At 71.7% G+C, this 25,019-nt stretch carries 24 protein-coding genes; 18 read left to right on the forward strand and 6 right to left on the reverse strand.

Going from position 1 to position 25,019, the window contains the following annotated elements; translation table 11 throughout:
- The first annotated feature begins 35 nt into the window (after nt 1-35).
- Together EDF34_RS15990 and EDF34_RS15995 are read left to right on the forward strand one after the other, a co-directional pair.
- Nucleotides 36-704, forward strand: a complete 669-nt coding sequence (locus EDF34_RS15990) for a PadR family transcriptional regulator (protein WP_123372513.1) — start codon at nt 36-38, stop codon at nt 702-704.
- Nucleotides 701-2,302, forward strand: coding sequence for a DHA2 family efflux MFS transporter permease subunit (locus EDF34_RS15995; RefSeq protein WP_123372514.1), 1,602 nt, complete (start codon nt 701-703; stop codon nt 2,300-2,302). The genes EDF34_RS15990 and EDF34_RS15995 overlap by 4 nt, the downstream gene beginning before the upstream one ends.
- A 70-nt stretch (nt 2,303-2,372) precedes the next feature.
- Here EDF34_RS15995 and EDF34_RS16000 read toward each other — a convergent pair whose 3' ends face one another.
- Complete coding sequence (locus EDF34_RS16000) at nt 2,373-3,791, reverse strand: aspartate ammonia-lyase (protein WP_123372515.1); 1,419 nt, start codon at nt 3,789-3,791, stop codon at nt 2,373-2,375.
- Nucleotides 3,792-4,151: 360 nt separating this feature from the next.
- On the opposite strand from EDF34_RS16000, the gene EDF34_RS17575 reads away from it, so the two are divergent.
- Both EDF34_RS17575 and EDF34_RS16010 read left to right on the forward strand, forming a co-directional pair.
- Nucleotides 4,152-7,382 carry a glycosyl hydrolase 53 family protein gene (locus EDF34_RS17575; RefSeq protein ID WP_233575428.1) on the forward strand — a complete coding sequence of 1,077 codons (3,231 nt, stop codon included), beginning with the start codon at nt 4,152-4,154 and terminating at the stop codon, nt 7,380-7,382.
- Nucleotides 7,383-7,476: 94 nt separating this feature from the next.
- The gene (locus tag EDF34_RS16010) at nt 7,477-7,800 is read left to right on the forward strand and encodes a DUF2087 domain-containing protein (protein WP_233575429.1); all 324 of its coding nucleotides are present in this window, start codon (nt 7,477-7,479) and stop codon (nt 7,798-7,800) included.
- A 4-nt stretch (nt 7,801-7,804) separates the two neighbouring features.
- Here the strand turns inward: EDF34_RS16010 and EDF34_RS16015 are convergent, their stop codons facing one another.
- Nucleotides 7,805-8,431 carry a carbonic anhydrase gene (locus tag EDF34_RS16015; RefSeq protein ID WP_233575430.1) on the reverse strand — a complete coding sequence of 209 codons (627 nt, stop codon included), beginning with the start codon at nt 8,429-8,431 and terminating at the stop codon, nt 7,805-7,807.
- A 128-nt stretch (nt 8,432-8,559) separates the two neighbouring features.
- On the opposite strand from EDF34_RS16015, the gene EDF34_RS16020 reads away from it, so the two are divergent.
- From EDF34_RS16020 to EDF34_RS16035, 4 genes are read left to right on the forward strand one after another with little or no spacing between them, the layout of a single operon-like run.
- A complete protein-coding gene (locus EDF34_RS16020; protein ID WP_123372518.1) occupies nt 8,560-9,852 on the forward strand; it encodes an extracellular solute-binding protein in 1,293 nt (430 codons plus the stop codon).
- On the forward strand, nt 9,849-10,814 hold the full coding sequence (locus tag EDF34_RS16025) for a carbohydrate ABC transporter permease (protein ID WP_123372519.1): 966 nt from the start codon (nt 9,849-9,851) through the stop codon (nt 10,812-10,814). The genes EDF34_RS16020 and EDF34_RS16025 overlap by 4 nt, the downstream gene beginning before the upstream one ends.
- Nucleotides 10,815-10,822: 8 nt before the next feature.
- On the forward strand, nt 10,823-11,656 hold the full coding sequence (locus EDF34_RS16030) for a carbohydrate ABC transporter permease (protein WP_370450091.1): 834 nt from the start codon (nt 10,823-10,825) through the stop codon (nt 11,654-11,656).
- A 27-nt stretch (nt 11,657-11,683) separates the two neighbouring features.
- Nucleotides 11,684-12,943, forward strand: coding sequence for an ABC transporter ATP-binding protein (locus EDF34_RS16035; protein ID WP_123372521.1), 1,260 nt, complete (start codon nt 11,684-11,686; stop codon nt 12,941-12,943).
- Between the two features lie 107 nt (nt 12,944-13,050).
- Here the strand turns inward: EDF34_RS16035 and EDF34_RS16040 are convergent, their stop codons facing one another.
- Both EDF34_RS16040 and xseA read right to left on the reverse strand, forming a co-directional pair.
- Complete coding sequence (locus EDF34_RS16040) at nt 13,051-13,296, reverse strand: exodeoxyribonuclease VII small subunit (RefSeq protein ID WP_123372659.1); 246 nt, start codon at nt 13,294-13,296, stop codon at nt 13,051-13,053.
- A 63-nt stretch (nt 13,297-13,359) separates the two neighbouring features.
- Nucleotides 13,360-14,622, reverse strand: coding sequence for an exodeoxyribonuclease VII large subunit (xseA, locus tag EDF34_RS16045; protein ID WP_233575431.1), 1,263 nt, complete (start codon nt 14,620-14,622; stop codon nt 13,360-13,362).
- A gap of 125 nt (nt 14,623-14,747) precedes the next feature.
- Here xseA and EDF34_RS16050 point away from each other — a divergent pair, with 125 nt between their 5' ends.
- Nucleotides 14,748-15,809 carry a 4-hydroxy-3-methylbut-2-enyl diphosphate reductase gene (locus EDF34_RS16050; protein WP_123372523.1) on the forward strand — a complete coding sequence of 354 codons (1,062 nt, stop codon included), beginning with the start codon at nt 14,748-14,750 and terminating at the stop codon, nt 15,807-15,809.
- A 6-nt stretch (nt 15,810-15,815) separates the two neighbouring features.
- Here the strand turns inward: EDF34_RS16050 and rmuC are convergent, their stop codons facing one another.
- Nucleotides 15,816-17,192 (reverse strand): DNA recombination protein RmuC, encoded by a 1,377-nt coding sequence (gene rmuC, locus EDF34_RS16055; RefSeq protein ID WP_123372524.1) that lies wholly within the window; start codon nt 17,190-17,192, stop codon nt 15,816-15,818.
- Between the two features lie 78 nt (nt 17,193-17,270).
- Between rmuC and EDF34_RS16060 the strand changes: the two genes are divergently transcribed.
- Genes EDF34_RS16060 through EDF34_RS16080 form a run of 6 tightly spaced genes read left to right on the forward strand, consistent with a single transcriptional unit; the run spans nt 17,271 to nt 21,887 of the window.
- On the forward strand, nt 17,271-18,095 hold the full coding sequence (locus tag EDF34_RS16060; RefSeq protein WP_123372525.1) for an ABC transporter ATP-binding protein: 825 nt from the start codon (nt 17,271-17,273) through the stop codon (nt 18,093-18,095).
- Nucleotides 18,071-19,630, forward strand: a complete 1,560-nt coding sequence (locus EDF34_RS16065) for a hypothetical protein (protein WP_123372526.1) — start codon at nt 18,071-18,073, stop codon at nt 19,628-19,630. Before EDF34_RS16060 ends, EDF34_RS16065 begins: the two co-directional genes overlap by 25 nt.
- Nucleotides 19,631-19,658: 28 nt before the next feature.
- Complete coding sequence (gene ychF / locus EDF34_RS16070; RefSeq protein ID WP_123372527.1) at nt 19,659-20,738, forward strand: redox-regulated ATPase YchF; 1,080 nt, start codon at nt 19,659-19,661, stop codon at nt 20,736-20,738.
- Nucleotides 20,738-21,166 (forward strand): hypothetical protein, encoded by a 429-nt coding sequence (locus EDF34_RS17930; protein WP_233575432.1) that lies wholly within the window; start codon nt 20,738-20,740, stop codon nt 21,164-21,166. The genes ychF and EDF34_RS17930 overlap by 1 nt, the downstream gene beginning before the upstream one ends.
- Nucleotides 21,163-21,669, forward strand: coding sequence for a GNAT family N-acetyltransferase (locus EDF34_RS16075; protein ID WP_233575433.1), 507 nt, complete (start codon nt 21,163-21,165; stop codon nt 21,667-21,669). The genes EDF34_RS17930 and EDF34_RS16075 overlap by 4 nt, the downstream gene beginning before the upstream one ends.
- Entirely contained in the window at nt 21,666-21,887 is a 222-nt protein-coding gene (locus EDF34_RS16080) for a hypothetical protein (RefSeq protein WP_123372529.1), read from the forward strand. The genes EDF34_RS16075 and EDF34_RS16080 overlap by 4 nt, the downstream gene beginning before the upstream one ends.
- Before the next feature lie 49 nt (nt 21,888-21,936).
- Here EDF34_RS16080 and EDF34_RS16085 read toward each other — a convergent pair whose 3' ends face one another.
- Complete coding sequence (locus tag EDF34_RS16085; protein WP_123372530.1) at nt 21,937-22,215, reverse strand: GlsB/YeaQ/YmgE family stress response membrane protein; 279 nt, start codon at nt 22,213-22,215, stop codon at nt 21,937-21,939.
- Nucleotides 22,216-22,307: 92 nt separating this feature from the next.
- Between EDF34_RS16085 and EDF34_RS16090 the strand changes: the two genes are divergently transcribed.
- The 3 genes from EDF34_RS16090 to EDF34_RS16100 all read left to right on the forward strand — a co-directional run bounded on the left by EDF34_RS16090 (nt 22,308) and on the right by EDF34_RS16100 (nt 24,913).
- A complete protein-coding gene (locus tag EDF34_RS16090) occupies nt 22,308-22,973 on the forward strand; it encodes a response regulator transcription factor (RefSeq protein ID WP_123372531.1) in 666 nt (221 codons plus the stop codon).
- Between the two features lie 40 nt (nt 22,974-23,013).
- Entirely contained in the window at nt 23,014-24,084 is a 1,071-nt protein-coding gene (locus EDF34_RS16095; protein WP_123372532.1) for a bifunctional 2-polyprenyl-6-hydroxyphenol methylase/3-demethylubiquinol 3-O-methyltransferase UbiG, read from the forward strand.
- A gap of 79 nt (nt 24,085-24,163) precedes the next feature.
- Complete coding sequence (locus EDF34_RS16100) at nt 24,164-24,913, forward strand: class I SAM-dependent methyltransferase (RefSeq protein WP_123372533.1); 750 nt, start codon at nt 24,164-24,166, stop codon at nt 24,911-24,913.
- Nucleotides 24,914-25,019 lie beyond the last annotated feature (106 nt).

The raw sequence follows: 25,019 nt of genomic DNA on the forward strand, positions 1-25,019 counted from the left end.
ACGGGTGTGTCGGTGGTCGGGCGGAGGATCCAGGGATGGCGACGGGCGAGCTCTCAGCGGTGGCGGTGCTGCTGCTCGCGCTCCTGCACGAGCAGCCGATGCACCCCTACCAGCTGCACCAGTCGCTCGTGGAGCGCGGCGACACGCGGCTCGTGCGCGTCAACGCCGGTGCCGTCTACCACGGCATCGAGCGGCTCGAGCGTGGCGGCCTGGTGGAAGCGGTCGGCACCGACCGCGAGGGTCGAAGGCCCGAGCGCACCACCTACCGGCTGACCGACGAGGGCCGCGCGGCGTTCGCCGTCCGCCTGCGCAGCCTGCTGGGCGACGACCACCCGCCCTACCCGCTGTTCTCCGTGGGCCTGGCCGAGGCGAACGAGCTGCCCGCGTCCGTCGTCGCGAACGAGCTGCGCCGGCGCCGGGACCGCGAGGATCAACGCCGCGCCGAGCTCGAGGCCAGGCACGCGACCGCGACGTCCCACGGGCTGCCGCGCCGCTACGCGCTCGACGTCGAGCGCGACCTCGCCGTGATGGCGGCCGAGGTCGCCTGGCTCGACGCGACGATCGCCGAGCTCGAGGGCGGCGAGCTCGACTGGGACAGCCCGTTCCCCACCGACTACAAGGCCCGGAAGGCCGCCGCTCGGTCACAGGCGGCCGCCGACCAGCACGACACCTCCAGCACCACCGAACCGAAGGACACCCCATGACCACCGACCAGCGTCCACCGCTCGTCGACCTGCACGGGCGCAGCCCGTGGAGCATCATCCCGGCGCTCTGCCTCGGGTTCTTCATGATCATGCTCGACACCACGATCGTGAACATCGCCGTCCCCACCCTGGTCACCGAGCTCGACGCGAGCCTCACGGCCGTGGGCTGGGTCAACAGCGCCTACCTGCTGTCGTTCGCCGTCCTGCTGCTGGTCACCGGCCGCCTCGGCGACCGGTTCGGCCCGCGCCCGATGTTCGTGGCCGGCCTCGTCGTCTTCACGCTGACCTCGCTCGCGTGCGGCCTCGCGCCGAACATCGGCGTCCTGATCGCCGCCCGCGCCCTGCAGGGCATCGGCGCCGCGCTGATGACGCCGCAGACCATGTCGATGATCACGCGCGTGTTCCCGGCCGCCAAGCGCGGCGCGGCGATGGGCGTCTGGGGCGCCACCGCCGGTGTCGCCACGATCGCCGGCCCGGTGCTCGGCGGCGCGCTCGTCGAGTCGTGGGGCTGGGAGTGGATCTTCTTCGTCAACATCCCGATCGGGATCGTCGCGCTCTACCTCGCGGTCACCAAGCTGCCCACGCTGCCGACGGCGGCGCGCTCGTTCGACCTGGTCGGCGTGTTCCTGTCGGTCGTCGGCATGTTCCTGCTGGTCTTCGGCCTGCAGGAGGGTGAGACCTACGACTGGGGCACCGTCGTCGGGCCGATCGGCATCTGGGAGATCGTCGGCGCGGGCGTGCTCGTGCTCGTCGCGTTCGTGCTGTGGCAGCGCCACCTCGGCGAGAACGCGCTCATGCCGCTGCGGCTGTTCCACGTGCGCAACTTCTCGCTCGCCAACGTCGCCGGGTTCTCGGTCACCTTCGCGATGACCGGGTTGTTCTTCCCCTTCACGATCTTCCTGCAGACGGTGCTCGGCCTGACGCCGCTGCACGCCGCGCTCGTCGGGCTGCCCGGCTCGCTGCTGTCCGGCATCGTGGCGCCGTTCGCCGGTCGCCTGTCGGACCGCGTGCCGGCCAAGTGGATCGTGTCGACGGGCTTCGCGATCCTGGTGGTCGTCGTGGCCTGGCTGTCGCTCGTGATCGAGCCCGACGCGGCCGTCTGGGAGCTCGTGCTGCCCATGACGTTCTTCGGCATCGGCACCGGCTTCCTGTTCTCGCCGCTGGCCAGCACGGCCACGGCGGGGCTCGACCACCGCACGGCCGGCGCCGGGGCAGGCGCGTTCAACACCAACCGCCAGATCGGCGGCGTCATCGGCTCGGCGGCGGTCGTCGCCCTGCTGACGTCTCGGCTCTCGGTCGCCATCCCCGGCGCCATCAAGGACGCCGCGGCCGGCCTGCCCGCCACCGAGCGGCAGAAGCTGCTCGACGGGTTCGCCGACGCGGACGTGTCGTCGTTCGCCACGGGCGGGGGCGCGATCAAGAACCCGCTCCTGCTCGACGCGGTGCACACCGGCTTCTCGACGGCCGTCGGCCAGACGCTGCTGCTCACGGTCGCGATGCTCGCGGTCGGGCTCGTCGCGAGCCTGTCGATGAAGGCGCTGCGCCCGCAGCACCACGGCTCCGTGCCCCTGGCCAAGGAGCCCGCGGTCGCGCACTGACCTCGGGACGCGCACAGGCCCGGAACCCCACGCGGGGTTCCGGGCCTGTCGTCGTGGGAGCCCGCGGGCGTCAGGCCTGCGGCGGCCGCGTCATGCTCAGCACGTCGAGCGCGCTGTCCAGCTGCTCGAGCGTGACCTCGCCGCGCTCGACGTAGCCGAGGTCGATCACGGCCTGGCGCACCGTGATGCCCGCCTTCACGGCGTGCTTGGCGATCTTCGCGGCCGCCTCGTAGCCGATCACGCGGTTCAGCGGCGTGACGATCGACGGGGAGGACTCGGCGAACGAGCGAGCCCGCTCCTCGTTCGCGACGAGGCCGTCGATCGTGCGGTCCGCGAGCAGGCGGGAGGCGTTGGCCAGCAGGCGCACGGACTCGAGCACGCCGGCGGCGATCACGGGGATCTGCACGTTGAGCTCGAAGGAGCCCGACGCGCCGGCCCACGCGACCGTGGCGTCGTTGCCGACCACCCGCGCGGCGACCATGAGGACAGCCTCGGGAATCACGGGGTTGACCTTGCCGGGCATGATCGACGACCCCGGCTGCAGGTCGGGGATCGAGATCTCGCCGAGGCCGGTGTTCGGTCCGGAGCCCATCCAGCGCAGGTCGTTGCAGATCTTGGTCAGGCTCACGGCGATCGTGCGCAGCGCGCCCGAGAGCTCGACGAGCCCGTCGCGCGAGGACTGCGCCTCGAAGTGGTCGCGCGCCTCGGTCAGCGGCAGGTCGGTGTCCTCGCGGAGCAGGGCGATGACGCGCTGCGGGAAGCCGGCCGGCGTGTTGATGCCGGTGCCGACGGCCGTGCCGCCGAGCGGGACCTCGGCCGCGCGGGGGAGCGCGGCCTGCAGCCGCTCGATGCCGTAGCGGATCGCGGCCGCGTAGCCACCGAACTCCTGGCCCAGGGTCACGGGCGTCGCGTCCATGAGGTGCGTGCGGCCCGACTTCACGACGGTCGACCAGGCGTCTGCCTTGGTCGACAGCGCGTCGGCGAGGTGGGTCAGCGCCGGGACCAGGTCGCGGACCACACCGGCCGTCGCCGCGACGTGGACGGACGTGGGGAACACGTCGTTGGACGACTGCGAGGCGTTGACGTGGTCGTTCGGGTGCACCGGGCTGCCGAGCGAGCGTGAGGCGAGGGTGGCGATGACTTCGTTGGTGTTCATGTTCGACGACGTGCCCGAGCCGGTCTGGTAGACGTCGACCGGGAAGTGCTCGTCGTGCGCGCCCGAGGCGACCTCGTCGGCGGCCGCGACGATCGCGTCGGCGATCGCGGCGTCGAGGACGCCGAGCTCGGCGTTCGCCCGGGCGGCGGCCTTCTTGATCCGCGCGAGGGCCTCGATGTGGCCGCGCTCGAGGCGGGTCCCGGAGATCGGGAAGTTCTCGACCGCGCGCTGGGTCTGGGCGCGGTACAGGGCGGTGGCGGGGACGCGGACCTCGCCCATGGTGTCGTGCTCGATCCGGTACTCGACCCCGTCGTCGGTGGCTGCAGAAGTCATGGCTCCATCCTGCCGCACGGTCCGCGGCGGGGTGGCACCGAGTGGCCGGATGCACAGGGCCGGCGGTGTGCGTCCGCCCCCCACGACGACGCAGCGACCTGTGCGCGGCACGGTCCCGGCCTGTGCCAGCACGGGAGCGATGACCTGCAGGATCACGGGCCGGCGACTCCTCAGGACTGAGACCGCGCACAGTCCATGGCACGGAAATGGCACAGGACCGGGATGAATGCGCAGGAAACATGGACTCGTCAGCCTGTGACCGGATACAGTCCCCGGCACATACCAGGGCGAGTGAGCTCAGTGACGAGTCACCTCTCGCGCCCGTTTCGAACGACGACGATCGAACGTGAAGGAATGGTCATGTCCCTGATGTCCCCAGGCACGCGCCGACGAGTGGCTGCCGTGGCAGCCATCGGCGCGCTGCTGTGCACCGCAGCCCCCACCGCGTGGGCGGACGACGCCGGTCCCGTCGACGCGACGATCACCGTCCCGAAGGTGGCCGGCCTGTCCGACGACTTCGCGATGGGCGTCGACATCTCGACGATCCTCTCGGAGGAGGAGAGCGGGGTGACGTACCGCGACTACGACGGCAGCACGGCGGACATCTTCGACGTGCTCGCCGAGTCCGGCGTCAACTACGTCCGCATCCGCATCTGGAACGACCCCTACGACGCGGACGGCCACGGCTACGGCGCCGGCGACGTCGACGTGGCGCGTGCGCTGCAGATCGGCGAGCGCGCGACCGCCCACCACATGAAGGTCCTGCTCGACTTCCACTACTCCGACTTCTGGGCCGACCCCGGCAAGCAGACCGCCCCCAAGGCGTGGGCCGGGTTCACGGTGCCGCAGAAGGCCGCGACGGTCACGTCGTTCACGACCGACGCCCTGCAGCGGTTCAAGGCCGCCGGCGTCGACGTCGGCATGGTGCAGGTCGGCAACGAGACGAACGGCGGCGTCGCCGGCGTGACGGGCTACACCGACATGGCCACGATCTTCAGCGCGGGCAGCGCGGCCGTGCGCGCCGTGCTGCCGGACGCCCTCGTCGCGCTGCACTTCACCAACCCGGAGAAGGGCTACGCGACAGTCGCCGCCGCGATGGCGGGCGTCGACTACGACGTGTTCGCGAGCTCGTACTACCCGTACTGGCACGGCACGCTGGCCAACCTCACGTCCCAGCTGTCGAGCATCGCGAGCACCTACGGGAAGAAGGTCATGGTTGCCGAGACGTCGTGGGCGTACACGATGGAGGACGGCGACGGCTTCACCAACTCGATCGCCACCGCCGCGTCGGCGCCGCAGTACCCGGCGACCGTGCAGGGGCAGGCGACCGAGGTGCACGATGTCATCCAGGCGGTCGCGAACCTCGGCGACGCGGGCATCGGGGTCTTCTACTGGGAGCCGGCGTGGACGCCGGTCGGGCCGCCGAGCGCGCTCGCCTCCAACATCACCAAGTGGCAGACCTACGGCTCGGGATGGGCGACGAGCTACGCCGGCGGGTACGACGCCGGCGCGACCGGCATCGAGTACGGCGGCTCGTCCTGGGACAACCAGGCCATGTTCGACTTCCAGGGCAACCCGCTGGCCTCGCTCAAGGTCTTCTCCTACGTCCGCACCGGCGCGCAGGCACCGCTCGCCGTCTCGTCGGTCGCGCCCGTCACCGTGACAATCTCCGCCGGCGACGCGATCACGCTGCCGGCCACTGTCGCCGTCACCTACAACGACGGCTCCGTCGTCGATCAGCCCACGACGTGGAACGACGCGGTCGACTGGATCACGGGTCCGGGTACCTACACGATCCCGGGCACGACGACCTCGGGCGTGGCCGCGACGGCGACGGTCGTCGTCAACGCCAAGAACTACGTGACCAAGAACCCGAGCTTCGAGGACGCCTCGACCGCGCCGTGGACCGTCACGGGGACCGGGGCGTCGATCAAGGCGACCGGCGACTCGTACGCGGGCGCCCGCTCGCTGGCGTTCTACCAGGCCACGGCCTACACGTTCGGCGTCTCGCAGGTGGTCACCGGCGTCCCCGCCGGCACCTACACGCTCTCGGCCACGGGCCAGGGTGGCACCCTCGGCGCGAGCGACACCGTCACGCTGCAGGCCACGACGTCCGCCGGCACGACGACGGCGCCGTTCGCACTCACGGTCTGGCAGGCCTGGTCGACCCCGACGCTGCAGGTCACCGTCCCGGCCGACGGCACGGTGACCGTCGGGGCGGCGGCGAACGTCTCCGCCGGCGCGTGGGGGGCCATCGACGACTTCCGCCTGGTGGCCACGGCGCCCGTCGTCGACACCAGTGCGCTGACGACCCTCGTCGACCGTGCGGCCGACGTGACCCGGGCCCGGTACACGTCGGAGTCGCTCGCGACGCTCGACGACGCCGTGGTCAAGGCCAAGGTCGTCCTCGGCGCGACGTCGGCCGACCCGGCGCGTCTCGCCCAGGCGCAGACCCTGCTGGGCGACGCGCTCGACGCCCTCGTCGTGGCCTACGCGCCGTCGATCACGCTCGGCGCGGCCAGCGTGCACGTCGGGGACGCCGTCATCGTGACGGGCGCGGGGTTCGCGCCGGGCGAGGACGTCACGGTGAGCCTCGGCTCGTCGTCGAGCACCGTGCAGGCATCGTCGTCCGGAGCCGTCGAGGCCACGCTGACGGCGCCCGCCGAGGCGGGCAGGTACTCCGTCACGGCGAACGGCGCGGTCTCGGCCGTCACCGCCAGCGCGGCGCTCACGGTCACGCCGAAGCCGGTCGTCTACACGCCGCACGTCGCGGCCGCCACGGTCGCGTACGGCTCGCCGGTCGTGGTCGCGGGCACCGGCTTCGCCGCGGGTGAGTCCGTGGTCGTCACCGTCGGGCGGGCGAAGGCGACGGTCACCGCGACCGCGGCCGGTGCCGTCAGGGCGAGCCTCGGCACGCTCGCCGTCGGCACCTACCCGGTCGCGGCGCGCGGCGCGGTGTCGGCAGTCACCGCGACCGCCACGGCGAAGGTGGTCAAGGCGACGGCAACCGTGTCGCTCAAGGCGTCGTCGGCCGCGACGGGCTACGGCCACAAGGTCAGGCTCACGGCCAAGGTCGCCCCGTCCGGGGCGGCGACCGGCAGGGTCCAGTTCTACGACGGCTCCGCCAAGCTCGGCGGCGCGGTCGCGGTCTCGGGCGGGGTCGCGACGAAGGTCGTGAGCACGCTCGGCGTCGGCACGCACAGGCTGAAGGCGGTGTACCTCGGCTCCTCGTCGTCCACGACCGCGACCAGCGCCACGGCGAAGGTCGTCATCGCACGGGCCAAGGTCACGTCGGTCAGCATCTCGGGCAAGACGTTCACGAAGGGCACCAAGCCCGTAGTGACGGTCCGGGTCGGCAGGCTCGACAACGGCTCGCGCGCCGCGGGAGTGGTCACCGTGACGACCGGCACCACGAAGGACGGCATGGTGAAGGTCGGCACCGCGAGGCTCTCGTCGTCGAAGAGCTCGGTCACGATCACGCTGAGCAAGCGGTACACGAAGTCCGTCAAGGTGAAGGCGACCTTCACCCCGACGCACTCGTCGACGGTGGCGCCGCGTTCCTCCGCGACGACCACGCTGCAGGTCCGCTGACCGACCCGCTGCTGACGCCGTCCCGACCGGGCCCGATCCCGGTCGGGGCGGCGTCGTCGTGCGCACGTCGCGGTGGCCAGGTCAGGATGGCGGCGTGGACGACGAGAGATGCGTGGCGGAGCGGTTCCTCGTGCACGGACGCCTGGTCCGCTCGCCGCGGCGGCGGGCGGACCGCGACGCCGTGCTGGAGCACGTCGCCGCGCAGGTGCTCGCGCCAGGGGAGTGGGCGCTCGAGGGCGACCTGACGGCGCGGATCTCGGACCTGGCCGACGACCCCGTGCGCGTGCGGCGGGACATCGTGGAGGCCGGGCTGATGGGCCGTCGGGCCGACGGGTCCGTCTACTGGCGCGAGCGCGAGACCCGGCACGACGACGAGCCCGGCGCGCGTCCTCGGCCCGCCGAGCCCTGGTTCCCGTGAGGGCCTAGACGGCTCCGGCGACCTCGGCGACCTGGACCTTGCCGTCGGCGAGGGTGTACTCGAGCCCGATGATCGCGCACCGCCCCTCGGCCACGGCCTCCGCGAGCGAGACCGAGTAGCCCTGCAGCATCTTGACCGTGTGCTTGACGTGCTCGTGCCCGAGCGCCGCGGCCTCGATCGTCGAGACGTCCTGCCCCGAGCTGACGAGGCCGACGATGCTCGGGATGACGCGGTCGACGACCGCACGCACGAACCCGGCAGGGACCTGGCCGTCGGTGAGCGCCGCGGTCGCCGCAGCGACGGCGCCGCACGAGTCATGACCCAGCACGACGACGAGCGGCGCGCCGAGCACGGAGACGCCGTACTCGATCGAGCCGATGACCGTGGTGTCGAGCACGTGGCCGGCGGTCCGGACGACGAACAGGTCGCCGAGGCCCTGGTCGAAGATGATCTCGGCGGCCACGCGCGAGTCCGAGCAGCCGAACAGCACGGCGAACGGGTGCTGCTCCGCCGAGAGCTGCGAGCGGCGCTCGATGCTCTGCGAGGGATGCTCCATCTCGCCGCGCACGAAGCGGTCGTTCCCCTCGCGCAGGGCGGTCCAGGCTTCGGCAGGCGTCAGGTCGTGCGGCACGTGGCCATCGTCGCAGGTGGCGGGGTCCGCGCAAGTCCCTGTCCACCGGTCGTTCGGGTGGCAGCGCATCACCCACCGGTGTAGGCCTGTACCCGAAGCGATGACGCCTCGAACCTCTGGAGGGACACGTGCGACGACGCACCCGGGCCCTGGCCCTGGCCGTGGTGGCGGGGCTGGTCGCGCCGCTCGCTGCGTGCAGCAGCGACGACGGTCCACCGACACTGACCTGGTACATCAACCCCGACGACGGCGGGCAGGCGGAGATCGCCAAGCGATGCACCGAGGCGGCGGACGGCGCCTACCGGATCGTGACTTCGATCCTCCCGCGGGACGCGAGCGCCCAGCGCGAGCAGCTGGCCCGCCGGCTGGCCGCCAAGGACTCATCGATCGACATCATGAGCCTCGACCCGCCGTTCATCCCCGAGCTCGCCGAGCCCGGCTTCCTGGCGCCGATCCCGCAGGACGTGGCCGACAAGGTCAGCCAGGACGTGGTGCAGGGCGCGCTGGACGGGGCGACCTGGAAGGGCAAGCTCGTCACGGTCCCGTTCTGGGCCAACACGCAGCTGCTCTGGTACCGCAAGTCGGTCGCGGAGAAGGCCGGCCTGGACCCGTCGAAGACGCCCGTGACCTGGAAGCAGATCATGGACGCGGCCAAGGACCAGGACAAGTTCCTGGCCGTCCAGGGGACGAAGGCCGAGTCGCTCACCGTCTGGATCAACGCCCTGGTGGAGTCGGCGGGTGGGCACATCCTGACGAACCCGGAGGCGCCGGCCGACGACCTGAAGCTGGGCCTGGAGACCGACGCGGGCAAGGCCGCCGCGGAGATCATGGGCACCATCGGCAAGGAGGGCCTGGGAGGTCCCGGCCTGCCGACCGCCGACGAGGGCGCCTCGCTGACCCTGTTCCAGGGGGACAAGGGCTCGTTCATGGTCAACTGGCCGTTCGTCTGGTCGGCGACCAACGCGGCCGTCGAGGACGGCACGCTCGACAAGTCGCTGATCGACGACATCGGGTGGGGCCTGTACCCGCAGGTCACCGAGGGCACGAAGTCACGGCCGCCGTACGGCGGGATCAACCTCGGCATCGGGGCCTTCAGCAAGCACGTGGACGACTCCCTGAAGGCCGCCCAGTGCATCGTGACCCCGGAGAACCAGGCCTACTACTTCGCCACCAACGGCAACCCGCCGTCCAACACGAAGTCGTACGAGGACGCCGACGTCAAGAAGGCCTTCCCGATGGCGGACGTCATCCGTGAGTCCCTCGAGAACGCCGCCCCGCGGCCGCAGACCCCGTACTACAACGAGGTCTCGCTCGGGCTGCAGGAGACGTGGCACCCGCCGGCCTCCGTCAACCCGGCGACGACCCCGAAGAAGTCGACCGACTTCATCACGTCCGTCCTGCGAGGGGAGCAGCTGCTATGACCGCGGAGGTCGCCACGACGCAGACAGTGGACGACGCGGCACGACCGCGGCGGAAGGTCGCCCGCAGCGACCGCGCGAAGTCGGAGGCGCGACTCGGGTGGCTGCTCGCCGGGCCGGCGTTCGTCGTGATGCTGCTCGTCACGCTCTACCCCATCCTGCAGGCCACCTACGACTCGCTGTTCTCGTACCGGCTGACGGCCCCGGACGCCAAGGAGTTCATCGGGCTGCGCAACTACCTCGAGGTCCTCACCGACTCGGTGTTCGTCGAGGCGCTCCTGGTGACGCTGCTGATCATGGTCGTCTCGGTCGTCGTCGAGCTCCTCCTCGGCTTCGCGCTCGCGCTCGTCATGCACCGGGCGATCACCCAGCTCCGCGGCCTGCTCCGGACGGTCATCCTGGTGCCGTACGGCATCATCACGGTCGTCTCGGCGTTCGCGTGGTTCTACGCCTTCGACATCAACTCGGGCTTCATCAACCACTGGTTCGCGTGGCTGCCCTTCATCGACACCGATCTCAACTGGTTCGCCCACCAGGGCACGAGCCTCTTCGTGATCATCGCGTCGGAGATCTGGAAGACCACCCCGTTCATCTCGCTCCTGCTGCTCGCCGGGCTCGCCCAGGTCCCGACCGAGCTGGAGGAGGCGGCGGAGGTCGACGGCGCCACGTGGTGGCAGCGGATGCGCAAGGTCGTCCTGCCGAACATGAAGGCCGCGATCATGGTGGCGGTCCTGTTCCGCGCACTGGACGCGTTCCGCATCTTCGACAACGTGTTCATCATGACCAACGGCGCGAACGGGACGACGGTGCTGTCGTTGCTCGCCTACCGGACCTCGATCGGGCGTCTCGAGATCGGCCTCGGCTCGGCGATCTCGGTGATCTTGTTCCTGTGCGTCCTGCTCATCTGCTTCATCGCGATCAAGCTGTTCAAGGTCAATCTGGCCGGCGCGAGGGGGGAGAGCTGATGCGCGCGATGTCCACCAGGCTCAAGGTCGCCTGGGCTGTCATCACGGTCCTCGTGCTCGTGTACGCCCTGTTCCCCGTGTTCTCGATCATCGCCACGTCGTTCAAGCTGCCGAGCCAGCTGAACCTCGGCACCTTCCTGCCGAAGACGTGGACGTGGAGCAACTACGAGCAGATCCTCACGGGCTCCGCGAAGGACCTGTTCCTGCCGTCGCTGCGCAACTCGATCGGCATCTCGCTGATCGCGACGTTCGTCGCCGTCATCCTGGCGACGCTCGCGGCCTACGCCATCGCCCGTCTCGACTTCCCCGGCAAGCGGCTGATCCTGACGACGGCCCTGGGTGTCTCCATCTTCCCGGTGGTCTCGCTCGTCACCCCGCTGTTCAACCTGTGGCGCAACATCGGCCTCTACGACACGTGGCTCGGCCTGATCATCCCGTACCTGTCGCTGACGCTGCCGATCTCGATCTGGACCCTGGCGGCGTTCTTCCGGCAGATCCCGTGGGAGCTCGAGCAGGCTGCGCAGGTCGACGGCGCGACGGCGTGGCAGGCGTTCCGCAAGGTGATCGTGCCGCTCGCGGCACCCGGGGTCTTCACGACCGCCCTGATCGCGTTCTTCATCGCGTGGAACGACTTCGTGTACGGCATCTCGCTGACGTCGACGTCGGCGGCGCGTCCGGTGCCCGCAGCTCTCGCGTTCTTCACCGGCGCCTCGCAGTTCGAGGAGCCCACCGGTGCGATCTCCGCGGCGGCGGTCGTCGTCACGGTCCCCGTCGTGATCCTCGTCCTGCTCTTCCAGCGCCAGATCGTGTCCGGCCTGACCCAGGGCGCCGTCAAGGGCTGACCCCCTCTTTCCCCAAGGAGACCACCGATGGCTGCCATCACCCTCAAGGACATCGTCAAGGAGTACGGCGACGGGTACCTCGCCGTGAAGGGCGTGAGCCTGGACATCGCCGACGGGGAGTTCGTCATCCTCGTCGGGCCGTCCGGCTGCGGGAAGTCGACACTGCTACGCATGATCGTCGGCCTCGAGGACATCACCGCGGGCGACCTGTCGATCGGCGGCGACCGCGTCAACGACAAGGCCCCGCGCGACCGCCACCTCGCGATGGTGTTCCAGAACTACGCGCTGTACCCGCACCTGACCGTGTTCGAGAACATCGCCTTCCCCCTGCGACTGCAGAAGGGCACGTTCACCGAGGAGCAGATCCGCGAGAAGGTCGAGTTCGCGGCCAAGACCCTCGAGCTGCAGGACCACCTGCAGCGCAAGCCCGCCAACCTCTCCGGCGGGCAGCGGCAGCGCGTCGCGATGGGCCGGGCGATCGTGCGCGAGGCGCAGGCGTTCCTGTTCGACGAGCCGCTGTCGAACCTCGACGCCAAGCTCCGCGGCCAGATGCGGACCGAGATCGCACGCATGCAGCGCCGGCTCGGCACGACCACGGTCTACGTCACGCACGACCAGACCGAGGCCATGACGCTCGGCGACCGCGTCGCCGTCCTGCGCAAGGGCGAGCTCCAGCAGGTCGCCTCGCCGCGCGGGCTCTACGAGCACCCGGTCAACCTGTTCGTCGCCGGGTTCATCGGCTCCCCGCCGATGAACTTCCTGCCGGGCGAGGTCGTCGACGACGTGCTGCGGCTGCCGATGGTCGACGTGCCGCTGACCGACGACCTCAAGAGCAGGCTCGGGGACCGCAAGCTCGTCATCGTGGGACTGCGGCCCGAGCACTTCGAGGACGCCTCGCTGACCGACGACCGCCGCAGCGCCGACGGGGTCACCTTCGAGGCGACCGTCGACGTCACCGAGTGGCTCGGCTCCGACCTGTACGCCTACGTGCCGTTCGACACCAACCCGGAGGTGGCCGGCAAGCTCGAGGAGCTCGACCGTGACCTGGACGGCGAGGGCATGCGCACGCAGCTCGTCGTCGCGCTGGACTCGGAGAGCCGCGTGCGCGACGGCGACGACGCCGAGCTCTGGGTCAACCCGGCCAAGATGATGGTGTTCGACCCGGAGAGCGGGGAGAACCTCACCTACGACGCGGACGCCGTCAAGGAGATCGACCAGCAGAACGAGGCGGACCGCAAGGCTTCTCTCGAGCGGGCGCAGGCCCGGGAGAAGGCGAAGGCGAGCTGACGGCGTCGGTTGCCCGTGCTGCGGCGGGCAGCCGACGCCGTCGGTCGCGCGCGCGTGCTGGTCGGCTCTGCGCTGGTGGTCAGCTTCGCGTCAGCTCTGCGTTGCGGTCAGGCCTCGGGCCCGGCGGGCTCGCGCACAGCCGCGAGCCGCTCGCGCGCGCCGTCCAGCCACTGCTGACAGCGGGCGGCCAGCGCCTCGCCGCGCTCCCACAGGGCGAGCGACCCCTCGAGCGACTCGGACCCGGCCTCGAGGCGAGCCACAACCTGGACCAGCTCGTCGCGCGCCTGCTCGTACGTGAGCTCGGCGACGTCCGCGTTCGGGTCGGCGGCTGGGGTGCTGGGCTGCTTCGGCATCCGCCCATCCAACCAGGCGGCACCGACACGGTCGTCCTGCACCACCCGCCAAGCGGGCGCGCGTCAGCCGACGACGTCGGCCGCGAGCTCGCCGGCGGCGACCCGCACGCGAAGGCGGTCGCCCGCGGCCACGTCCGCGGGGTCGCGCACGACGTGCCCGTCGGCGCGCTGCACCACCGCGTACCCGCGGTCGAGCGTCGCGGCCGGTGACAGGGCGCGCACCTGGGCCGCCAGCCCCACGATCTCGGCGTGCGCGTGCCGCAGCGCGGAGTCGAGGGCGCGGCGGGCGATGTCTCGGTGTGCGTGCAGCCGGTGCTCGAGCTGGTCGACGAGGGTCGTCGGCGTCGCGAGCACCGGACGGCTGCGCCAGTGCTCGAGGGTGTGCTGCTCGCGGTCGAGCCTGCCGAGGATCGCGGAGCGGGAGCGCTGGCGCGCCTGGACCAGGCGGGCGCGCTCCTCGGTCACGTCGGGCACGATCCGCTTGGCGGCGTCGGTCGGGGTCGATGCGCGCAGGTCGGCCACCAGGTCGAGCAGCGGCGAGTCGAGGTGGTGGCCGATCGCGCTGACCAGCGGGGTGCGGCACGCGGCCGCGGCGCGCACGAGCGACTCGTTGCTGAACGGCAGGAGGTCCTCGAACGACCCACCGCCGCGTGCGACGACGATGACCTCGACCCGGGGGTCGGCGTCGAGCTCGGCGATCGCGGCGCTGACCTCGGGGACCGCGCGCGGCCCCTGCACGGTGACGCGGCGGATCTCGAACTGCGCGGCGGCCCACCGACCGCGCGCGTTGGAGACGACGTCGTGCTCGGCGTCGCCCTGCTGGGCCACGACCAGCCCGATCACGCCGGGGAGGAACGGCAGCGGCTTCTTGCGGCGCTCGTCGAACAGCCCCTCTGCGCCCAGGACGCCCTTGAGGTGCTCGATGCGGGCCAGCAGCTCGCCCAGCCCGACGAGGCGCACGTCGTCGGCCGCGAACGTCAGGTCGCCCTTCTTGGCGTGGAAGCGCGGGCGGGCGTGCACGACGATGTGCGACCCGTCGCTGACCTGCTGCGCGATCTTGCCGATCGCTGCGGCGGGGGCGGTCACCGACAGCGACATGTCGAGGTCGGTGTCCCGCAGCGTGAGGAAGTAGAGGGTGTTCCACTTCTTGAAGTTCAGGACCTGGCCCTCGACCCAGACGGGCGGCATCTTGGCGATGTAGTCCGAGATCTTCGGGGCCAGGTGCCGCACGGGCCACGGCCGCTCCGGCGTGGTGTCGCCCGCACGCAGCGGGAGCGGCAGCACGACGGCCTCGGGGCCCGGCTGGTCCACGCGCTCTGTGCTCACGCGGCCAAGCCTGCACCATGGCGCCGACAACCACGTGTGTGCGCCCGGAGGAGGCTTGGGCCAGAGTCGGTGTGACGCTCGCCGCCCCAGGGGTTGAGTCGCGACCGGCGAACTAGACTCGCCGCGTGACCTCTGCCTCGACCGCCGTCCACGACGCCGCGCCCGGCACGACGACCAAGCGGGTGCTGCTCGCGGCTCCTCGTGGCTACTGCGCCGGTGTCGACCGTGCCGTCGTCGCCGTCGAGAAGGCGCTCGAGCACTACGGCGCCCCGGTGTACGTCCGCAAGGAGATCGTCCACAACAAGTTCGTCGTCGAGACGCTCGCCGCCCGCGGTGCCGTGTTCGTCAACGAGACCGACGAGGTGCCCGAGGGGGCCCGCGTCGTGTTCTCCGCCCACGGCGTCTCGCCCGCGGTGCACGCCTCGGCGGCCGCGCGCTCGCTGCAGACGATCGACGCGACCTGCCCGCTGGTGACCAAGGTGCACAAGGAGGCCGTGCGGTTCGCGGCCGAGGACTACGACATCCTGCTCATCGGCCACGAGGGCCACGAGGAGGTCGAGGGCACGCAGGGCGAGGCGCCCGAGCGCATCCAGGTGGTCAACTCCCCGGCCGCCGTCGACGACGTCGTGGTCCGCGACCCCGACCGCCTCGTGTGGATCTCGCAGACCACGCTGTCGGTCGACGAGACGATGGAGACCGTCCGCCGCCTGCGCGAGCGGTTCCCCAACCTGCAGGACCCGCCCTCGGACGACATCTGCTACGCCACGCAGAACCGCCAGGTGGCCGTGAAGAAGATCGCGCCGGCGTGCGACGTGGTCATCACGGTCGGCTCGGCGAACTCGTCGAACTCCGTGCGGCTCGTCGAGGTCGCCCTCGAGGCCGGAGCGCGCTCCTCCTACCGGATCGACACCGCCGCGGAGCTGGACCCCGCGTGGTTCGACGGGGCCGCGACGGTCGGTGTGACGTCGGGTGCCTCCGTGCCGGAGATCCTGGTGCGCGACGTCCTGGAGACCCTGGACCGGCTCGGCTTCGGCACGGTCGAGGAGGTGCGCACCGCGACCGAGGACCTGATGTTCTCGCTTCCGCGTGAGCTGCGCGCGGACCTCAAGGCCGCCGGCACCCCGGTGCCGCGGCTCACCCGCCCCGCGCCCGAGGGGCGTCCCTCGCTGGCGATCGACCCGGCCTGACCCGCCTCAACCGGGCTCGGCCGCCCGGCGGACCTCGTCGGCCAGCGCCTGCTCGCGCGCCCACGCCCGCTCCTCGCGCAGCACGCGCCCGTCGAGCTCGACGATCTGCTCCTGCTCCGACGCCACCAGCTCGGGGGCGCCGAGCGTCGCGAGCCGCGGGTCCGCGGGCGTCGGGCTCGGCAGGTCCCCGTCCACGATGCCGAGCTCGGCGAACCGCCGGGCGCTGACCAGCACCCGCGTCTCGAGCGAGGAGACGGTCTTGTTGTAGGCGTCGGCAGCACCGTCGATCGCCCGACCGAGGCGTGCGAGGTGCCCGCCCATCGTCGCGAGGCGCCCGTGCAGCTCCTTGCCGAGCGTGAGCACCGCCTGCGCGTTGGCCGCGAGCGCGTCCTGCCGCCAGGCGTAGGCGATCGTGCGCAGCAGGGCGAGCAGCGTCACCGGTGTCGCCAGCACGACGTCGCGCTCGAAGGCGTACTCGATGATCGCGGGATCCTGCTCGACCGCGGCGTGCAGGAACGACTCCGCCGGCACGAACATCACGACGAACTCGGGCGCCGGCTCGAACTGGTTCCAGTACTTCTTCGCCGCGAGGTCGTCGATGTGCTTGCGCATGTGCCGTGCGTGGGCGGCGAGCCGCTCGGTGCGCACCGCCTCGTCGCTCGTCGTGCTCGCCTCCAGGAACCCGAGGAACGCGACCTTCGCGTCGACCACGACCTGCTTGCCGCCGGCCAGCCGCACCACCATGTCGGGTCGCAGCAGCCCGTCGTCGGTGCGGACCTGGCTCTGCTCGGTGAAGTCGACGTGCGCGAGCATCCCGGCCGCCTCGACGACCCGGCGCAGCTGCAGCTCGCCCCACTTGCCGCGCACCTGCGAGGAGCGCAGGGCCGTGACGAGCTGGGCGGTCTCTCCACGCAGCTGGTCGGACGCGGTCCGCATCGCGCGGACCTGCTCGCCGAGCGCGCTCTGGCCCTCGACCCGGGCCCGCTCGGCCGTGGTGAGCTCGGTGCGCACCTGCTCGAGCGTGCGTGCGAGCGGCTCGACCATGGCCCGGACCGCCTGCTCGCGCTGCGCGAGCTCGCCGACCTGCGTCTGGTGGTCCGCCGCGAAGCGCTGCGAGGCGAGCGCGAGGAACTGGTCCGTGCTGGTGGCCAGCGCCTCGGCGGCCAGCGAGCGGAACTGGTCGGACATCCGGTCCGCGTCGGCACCGGCCTCGACCTGGCGCTCGCGTGCGGCGCCCAGCAGGGCCTCGGCCCGTGCGGCGTCCACCTGCGCACGGCGCACCCGCGACTCCGCCCGTCGGCTCGCGCCGGACCAGGCCAGCACACCCGCGACCAGCGCCCCGAGCAGCAGCCCGAGCGCGAGACCCATCCCGAATCCGTCCATGGCCGCAGCGTCGCACCCACCCCTGACACGCCCCGGGAGCCGCCGGCTCGTGTCGGCCGCCACACCTATGCTGACGCGATGCCCGACCACCCCGACGTCCCGCCCGCCCCGCCTGCGCCGCCCACGCCGCCCACGCCCGGTCCGGCGCCCGCGCTCGAGGTGCGCGGCCTGTGGCGCCGGTTCGGGCAGAAGATCGCGGTGTCGGGGATCGACCTGGTCGTGCCGGCGGGCTCGTTCTACGGCCTCGTCGGGCCCAACGGCGCCGGCAAGACGACGACGCTGTCGATGGCCACGGGCCTGCTCAAGCCCGACTTCGGGACGGTCCTCGTGCAGGGCCGGGACCTGTGGGCCAACCCGGCCGAGGTCAAGCAGCTGCTCGGCGTGCTCCCGGACGGTGTGCGCCTGTTCGACCGACTCACGGGCGCCCAGCTGATCACCTACGCGGGTCTCCTGCACGGGCTCGACCGCGAGACCGTCGCGGCGCGCACCGCGGACCTGCTGCGGGCGATGGCGCTCGAGGCGGACGCGAAGACGCTCGTCGTCGACTACTCGGCGGGCATGACCAAGAAGGTCGCGCTCGCGTGCGCCCTGGTGCACGCCCCGCGGCTGCTCGTGCTCGACGAGCCGTTCGAGGCCGTCGACCCGGTCTCGGCGGCGAACATCCGCGACATCCTCGCCTCCTACGTCGGCTCGGGTGGCACGGTCATCGTCTCCTCGCACGTCATGGACCTGGTCCAGCGCATGTGCGACCACGTCGCCGTCATCGCCGGTGGGCACGTGCTCGCGGCGGGCACCGTCGACGAGGTCCGCGGCGACGTCAGCCTCGAGGAGCGCTTCGTCGACCTCGTCGGTGGCCGGGTCACGGGGGAGGGGCTCGCGTGGTTGCGCACCTCGTCCGACTGAAGCTGACCCTGCTCGCCAACGGCCTCAAGCGCAGTGCCTGGCAGGTCGTCGGCCTCGTCGTCGGCGTGCTCTACGGGCTGGGCGCGCTGGTCCTGGTCGTCTCCGGGATGATCGCGCTCAGCTTCGCCGACGCCGAGCTGCGCCAGCCGGTCGCGGTGCTCGTCGGCTCGGTCATGGTGCTCGCGTGGTGGGTGGTCCCGCTCATCTCGTTCGGGGTCGACTCGACGCTCGACCCGGCGCGGTTCGTGACCTTCGCCGTGCCGCGCCGGTCCCTGCTCGTCGGCCTGGCGCTCGCGGGCGTCGTCGGCGTCCCGGGCGTGATCACCGCGATCTCGTCGCTGTCGATCGGCACGGTGTGGTGGCGCGACCCGCTCGCGCTCGTTGCCGGGCTGGTCGGGGCCGTGATCGGGCTCGCCCTGGCGATCGTCGGGTCGCGGGCGACGACGACCGCCGCGCTCCCGCTCGTCGGCCGACGGCGCGTGCGTGAGGCGATGGCCGGACTGGCGATCGTCCCGCTGCTGCTCGTGGGACCGCTGATCGGGCGGTTCTCGTCCGGTGTCTCCGTGGGCGTCGAGGACTTCGAAGGGCTGGCCGACGTCCTGGCCTGGACGCCGTTCGGTGCGCCCTGGGCGATCCCGGCCGACGTCGCCGGGCGCGACTGGGGGCTGGCCGCCGGGCACGCCGGCGTCGCGCTCGCCGTGCTCGCTCTCGCGGCGTGGGTGTGGGCGAAGGCGCTCGCGTACGGCCTGGTCAACCCGCCGCACAACGAGGCCTCGGCCAAGCGCCGCGGGTTGGGCTGGTTCGACCGGCTGCCCGCCACGCCCGTCGGCGCCGTCACCGCGCGGTGCCTGACCTACTGGGCGCGCGACCCGCGCTATGCGCTCGCGGCGGCCATCGTGCCGGTCGTCCCGCTCATCCTCTGGGTGCTCGACCGCGACGGCGGCGCCTTGCTGCTCGCCGGCCCGATCGCGGCGTTCCTGCTCGGGTGGGGCATCTCGGCCGACGTCGCCTACGACGGCTCGGCCTTCTGGACGCACGTCGCCTCGCCCGTGTCCGGGCGCGCCGACCGGTGGGGGCGTGTGCTGGCGGCCGGCTCGATCGGCCTCCCCGTCGTCCTGCTGTTCGCCGTCGGCTCGGCCGTGGTCACCGGCCAGCCGGGTGCGATCCCCGCGCTCGTCGGGCTCAGCCTCGGCGTGCTCCTGACCGGCCTGGGCGTGGCGAGCGTGGTGTCGGCCTACGTCGTCTACCCCGTCCAGCAGCCCGGCGAGAGCCCGTTCCAGACGAGGCAGGGCGCCTCGACGGCGGCGCTGACCTCACAGCTCGTCGGCTGGCTCGCGCTGCTCGTGGTGAGCGCGCCGGAGATCGTGCTGGCGATCCTCGCGGTCCGGGGCGAGTCGCTCGCCCTGGCGCTGGCGACGCTCGTCGTCGGGCTGGGCCTCGGCGTCACGGTGCTGCTCCGGGGCATCCGCTACGGCGGGCGAGCGCTCGAGCGCAACGGCCCGGTGCTGCTGCAGCGCATCCTCGCGTTCTCCTGATCGGCCGACCCCCGTAGACTCAACGCCCGTGGCTCTCTCCATCGGCATCGTCGGCCTGCCCAACGTCGGCAAGTCCACCCTCTTCAACGCCCTGACCCGTGCGCAGGTGCTCGCGGCGAACTACCCGTTCGCGACGATCGAGCCCAACGTCGGCGTCGTCCCGCTGCCCGACCCGCGCCTGCAGGTGCTCGCCGACCTGTTCGGCTCCGAGCGGATCCTGCCCGCCACCGTGTCCTTCGTCGACATCGCCGGCATCGTCAAGGGCGCGAGCGAGGGCGAGGGCCTGGGGAACAAGTTCCTCGCCAACATCCGTGAGGCCGACGCGATCTGCCAGGTCACGCGCGCGTTCGCCGACCCGGACGTCGTGCACGTCTCGGGTGCGGTCAACCCCAAGGACGACATCGAGATCATCGCCACCGAGCTGATCCTCGCCGACCTGCAGACCCTGGAGAAGGCGGTGCCGCGCCTCGAGAAGGAGGTCCGCGGCAAGAAGGCCGACGCCGGGCTGCTCGCCGCCGCGCAGGAGGCGGTCGCGGTCCTCGAGACCGGTCAGACGCTGTTCGCGGGCGGCAAGAAGATCGACCCCGAGTACCTCGACCAGCTCCAGCTGATGACGAGCAAGCCGTTCATCTACGTCTTCAACACCGACGACGCGGGCCTGGCCGACACCGCGATGCAGGACGAGCTGCGCGCCCTGGTGGCACCCGCCGACGCGATCTTCCTCGACGCCAAGTTCGAGTCCGAGCTCGTCGAGCTCGAGCCCGACGAGGCGCGCGAGATGCTCGCCGACAACGGCCAGGACGAGGCCGGGCTGGACCAGCTCGCCCGCGTCGGCTTCCACACGCTCGGCCTGCAGTCCTACCTGACGGCCGGCCCGAAGGAGGCCCGCGCCTGGACGATCCACCAGGGCTGGACCGCTCCGCAGGCCGCCGGCGTCATCCACACGGACTTCCAGAAGGGCTTCATCAAGGCCGAGGTGATCTCGTTCGACGACCTCGTCGCCGCCGGGTCCGTCGCCGCGGCGCGCGCGGCCGGCAAGGCCCGGATCGAGGGCAAGGACTACGTGATGGCCGACGGCGACGTGGTCGAGTTCCGCTTCAACGTGTGATGACGGCCGACGCACCTCGGCGCCTCGGCTCGCCCGCCGGTCTGATCGGCGTGGTCGTGCTCGTCGCGGGACTGAGCGGGCTCGCTGCTTGCGCCGCTCCCGCGTCCGACGACGCGGCGGACGCCGAGCCGGACAACTGGGTGGTCGTGACCTTCGGCGACACCGAGCACGAGTTCGACACGGGCGCGATGGACAGCCTGCTCTCGACCGAGGTGCGTGCGGACGACGCGCTGCAGGCTGCCGGTGCCGGATGGATCGACGGCAACGAGGTCGGAGATCACCAGTACGACCTCTACTTCGCCGGTTCCGACCGCGAGGAGATGTGGGCCCTGCTCGAGCCGGTCTTCGCGGCCGCTCCGATCAGGTGGTCGCGGGTCGAGCTGCGGGACGGCCTGGACGACCCGGCCGCGATCGTCGTCACGCCGTGACGGGGCAGACCTCCGGAGGCAGCGAGAGCCCGACGTCATGGAGCGCGACCCCCGACCGTCCCGTCCCCGACGACGTGGCTCGGCTGCTCGCCAGCGTTCCTGAGTGGTTCGGTCAGCCCGAGGCGAACGCGGAGTATGTCGAGGCGGCCCGGGTCAAGGAGACGTGGACGGTGCGCGACGCCCACGACAGGGTGGTCGGCATCACCTTGGTGGATCGGCACTTCCCGCACGTCGCCGAGATCTACCTGACCGTCGTCGACCGCGCGGCTCACGGCACGGGTGTCGGGTCCGCGATGATGCGGGCGATCGAGGACGACGCCGTAGCACGCGGGGTTCGCCTGCTCGAGGTCAAGACGCTCGGCGCCTCGCACCCGGACGCGGGCTACGCGCGCTCGCGACACTTCTACGAGACGTGTGGCTTCCTCCCGCTCGAGGAGACAGATCTCTGGGGCGAGGGAACACCGTGCCTGTTCATGGTCAAGCCACTGGGGCCGACCCGATGACCGTCGTCATCGCGCTGGCGGGCGTCGTCGCACTCGCGGCGCTCACGCTCGGCGGGATGAACCTCTTCCAGGCGGTCACCGGCAAGCGCCTCAGCAAGAAGCCCAGCACGCGATCGGACGCCGTGATGCGGCGCCAGTCCGCGATCGCCGGAGCGGTCCTGGTCGTGCTCGGCGTTCTCCTCGCTGTGCTGCTGGCGATGATCCTGGCGATCCAGTAGCGAGTGAGCCGGTCCCGGTCGTCGCCGACCGGGACCGGCGCACGCACGGTCAGTGCGTGATCGACCGGCGGCCGCCGACGCGGACCCAGATCAGCAGCACGATGATCGCGCCGATGAGCGACCCGATCAGCCCTGCGGGCTGCAGGAAGCCGTCGTCGGCGTCCTTGTGGAACAGCAGGTAGCCGAGGAAGCCGCCGACGAACGACCCGACGATCCCGATGAGGATCGTCATCGGGATCGACAGGTCCTGCTTCCCGGGGACGATGAGGCGCGCGAGCAGCCCGGCGATGAGCCCGACGATGATGATGGTGACGATGAGTCCCAGCATGGTGGTGCCTCTCTCTTGGAGTGGGTGATGCGTCGACCTCACCACCCCTAGGGCTGTCGCGGTACACCCCTAGGGAGGTCTACCGTCGCGGTGTGCCCACTCCCGAGCGACCCATCACCGTCGCCTTGGTCGACGACTACGACGTCGTCGTGCTGGGCGTGGCCAAGATCCTCGACCAGTACCGCGACCGCGTCGTCGTGGCGGAGATCGACACGAACAAGCCGGTCGAGGACGCGGTCGACATCGTGCTGTACGACGCGTTCGCGCAGCCGGAGTCCGACAAGGCCGAGATCGGCGTCCTGGTCCGCAACCCGCGCGCGCGTCGCGTGGTCGTCTTCACCTGGAACTTCCATCCCGACCTCGTCGCGCAGGCCCGGGAGCAGGGCGTGCGGGGGTACCTGTCGAAGGCGCTGCCGGCGCGCGAGCTCGTCGCCGCGCTCGAGGCGGTGCACGCCGGCGAGGTCGTGATCAGCGAGGTGCCCGGCCGCGCGAGACCTGCCAGCGGGCTGGACTGGCCAGGCCGGGGCGAGGGTCTGACCGACCGTGAGGCGGAGATCCTCGCGCTCATCACGCAGGGCCTGAGCAACGCGGACGTCGCCGGGCACACCTACCTGAGCCCGAACACCGTGAAGTCCTACATCCGCTCCGCCTACGCCAAGATCGGTGTCGAGAGCCGGACGCAAGCGGTGCTGTGGGGCGTCAAGCACGGCTTCGAGCCGGACAACCACCGCATCGACCACTGGCGCGGGGGGCCCTGAGAGCCTGTCGCGGCGCGCGGATGCCTGCCAGCATGGCGTGATGTCCTCGGACCTGTTCGAGCCGGTCGGGCACGGCGCCGACGCGGTGGCCGACCGCCTCATGGCGGCGACGCTCGGCGCCCAGGAGCTGTTCGCGGTCTACGTCGGCGAGCGGCTCGGCTGGTACGCGGCGCTCGCGGCCCGCGGGCCGACGACGTCGGCCGAGCTGGCGTCGAGCACGGGCACCGACGAGCGCTACGCCCGCGAGTGGCTCGAGCACCAGGCGGTGTCCGGGTACGTGACGGTGGACGGCGAGCACCGGTTCGTGCTCACCGACGGTGCCCGCGAGGTGCTCACCGACGCTGACTCGCCCCTGTACCTCGCGCCGCTCGGCCGCCTGCAGGCAGCGAGCGGACGGGTGGTCGACGACCTCGTCGAGGCCTACCGCGCCGGAGGGGGAGTCTCCTGGCAGCAGATGGGCGACGACGCCCGCACGTCCCAGGGTGCACTCAACCGCCCCTTCTTCCTCGGCGCACTGGTCGACGACGTCCTGCCGTCGATCCCAGTCCTCCACGAGTTGCTGCAGCGCGGAGCCAAGGTCGCGGACCTGGGATGCGGCGAGGGCTGGTCCTCGATCGCGGTCGCTCGTGCGTACCCCAGAGCCACGGTCGTCGGCATCGACATCGACGCGCCGTCCATCGAGACGGCCCAGCGCAACGCGGTGCGCATCGGGGTCGAGGTCGCCTTCGAGCTCGCGGACGCCTCGTCAGCCCGGCACGACGAGTTCGACGTCGTGATGTTCTTCGAGTGCGTGCACGACATGGCGGACCCGGTCGCCGTCCTCGCCGCCGCGCGGGCCATGGTGCGCGACGACGGGTACGTCCTGGTGGCCGACGAGCGCACGGAGGAGGTCTTCACCGCGCCGGCGGGGCCTGTCGAGCGGCTGCTCTACGGCTGGTCGCTCACGGTGTGCCTGCCCGACGGCCGCTCGGCGAGCCCCAGCGTCGCGACGGGGACCGTGATGCGGCCCGCCGTCCTGGACGGGTACGCCCGGGCAGCGGGGTTCGCCGGCATCGAGATCCTGCCGATCGAGCACGACATGCTCCGCTTCTACCGGCTGCTGACGGCCTGAGAGCCGGCACCGCCAGATCCTGCGGTCGCCGGCGGAAAACGCTGGGACCTCGAGCCGCGGGACGCCTAGCGTCACGCCCATGGCCGACGCGATCTTCGAAGACCCCCGCCTCGCCGTCCTCTACGACCCCTTCGACCCCGACCGCAGCGACCTCGACCCGTACGTCGCGATGGCCGACGAATTCGGCGCGCGGAGCGTCGTCGACCTCGGGTGCGGCACCGGCACCCTCGCGTGCCTCCTCGCCGCCCGGGGCAAGGACGTGACCGGTGTCGACCCGGCGCTGGCCTCGCTCGACGTCGCGCGCACGAAGCCGGGCGCGGACCGGGTGCGCTGGATCCACGGCGACGCGACCACGCTCCCGCCGATGCAGGTCGACCTCGTGGTCATGACGGCCAACGTCGCGCAGGTGTTCGTCACGGACGAGGCGTGGGCTGCAACGCTCGTCGGCATCCGTGCGGCGCTCCGGCCGGGCGGCCGGCTGGTCTTCGAGTCGCGCGTGCCCGAGCGCAGGGCGTGGGAGCGGTGGACCCGGGAGCACACCTACGCCCGCGAGGACGTGGCGGGCGTAGGCGTCGTCGAGACGTGGTGCGATCTCGGCGAGGTCGTCGGGCCGGTGGTGAGCTTCCGCTGGACGAACGTGCTGCCGGACGGCGACGTGATCCTGTCCGACTCGACGCTGCGGTTCCGTGGTCGCGAGGAGACAGAGGCGAGCCTCGTGGCGCACGGGTTCGCGGTCGACGAGGTCCGGGACGCTCCCGACCGTCCCGGTGCCGAGCACGTCTACGTCGCCAGCGCACCGGCACGAGCCATTCCCAGAATGGGCTGTTAGCGCTAACATCGGGCACGCCGGGCCGGCCGCCGTCACTGTCGACGACGACCGGAGCGCGGCGCACGCCCGATCTCCCACGACGACGACGTCCTGGACCGGCTGCCAC

The organism is Cellulomonas sp. PhB150, from assembly GCF_003755175.1.
GTDB lineage: Bacteria > Actinomycetota > Actinomycetes > Actinomycetales > Cellulomonadaceae > Cellulomonas.

Bases quoted from the DNA above. Each gene is read 5' to 3' on its own strand.
- EDF34_RS15990 (WP_123372513.1), top strand. From the start codon at position 36: ATGGCGACGGGCGAGCTCTCAGCGGTGGCGGTGCTGCTGCTCGCGCTC.
- EDF34_RS15995 (WP_123372514.1), top strand. From the start codon at position 701: ATGACCACCGACCAGCGTCCACCGCTCGTCGACCTGCACGGGCGCAGC.
- EDF34_RS16000 (WP_123372515.1), bottom strand. From the start codon at position 3,791: ATGACTTCTGCAGCCACCGACGACGGGGTCGAGTACCGGATCGAGCAC.
- EDF34_RS17575 (WP_233575428.1), top strand. From the start codon at position 4,152: ATGTCCCTGATGTCCCCAGGCACGCGCCGACGAGTGGCTGCCGTGGCA.
- EDF34_RS16025 (WP_123372519.1), top strand. From the start codon at position 9,849: ATGACCGCGGAGGTCGCCACGACGCAGACAGTGGACGACGCGGCACGA.
- EDF34_RS16030 (WP_370450091.1), top strand. From the start codon at position 10,823: ATGTCCACCAGGCTCAAGGTCGCCTGGGCTGTCATCACGGTCCTCGTG.
- EDF34_RS16035 (WP_123372521.1), top strand. From the start codon at position 11,684: ATGGCTGCCATCACCCTCAAGGACATCGTCAAGGAGTACGGCGACGGG.
- EDF34_RS16040 (WP_123372659.1), bottom strand. From the start codon at position 13,296: ATGCCGAAGCAGCCCAGCACCCCAGCCGCCGACCCGAACGCGGACGTC.
- rmuC (WP_123372524.1), bottom strand. From the start codon at position 17,192: ATGGACGGATTCGGGATGGGTCTCGCGCTCGGGCTGCTGCTCGGGGCG.
- EDF34_RS16060 (WP_123372525.1), top strand. From the start codon at position 17,271: ATGCCCGACCACCCCGACGTCCCGCCCGCCCCGCCTGCGCCGCCCACG.
- EDF34_RS17930 (WP_233575432.1), top strand. From the start codon at position 20,738: ATGACGGCCGACGCACCTCGGCGCCTCGGCTCGCCCGCCGGTCTGATC.
- EDF34_RS16080 (WP_123372529.1), top strand. From the start codon at position 21,666: ATGACCGTCGTCATCGCGCTGGCGGGCGTCGTCGCACTCGCGGCGCTC.
- EDF34_RS16085 (WP_123372530.1), bottom strand. From the start codon at position 22,215: ATGCTGGGACTCATCGTCACCATCATCATCGTCGGGCTCATCGCCGGG.
- EDF34_RS16095 (WP_123372532.1), top strand. From the start codon at position 23,014: ATGTCCTCGGACCTGTTCGAGCCGGTCGGGCACGGCGCCGACGCGGTG.
- EDF34_RS16100 (WP_123372533.1), top strand. From the start codon at position 24,164: ATGGCCGACGCGATCTTCGAAGACCCCCGCCTCGCCGTCCTCTACGAC.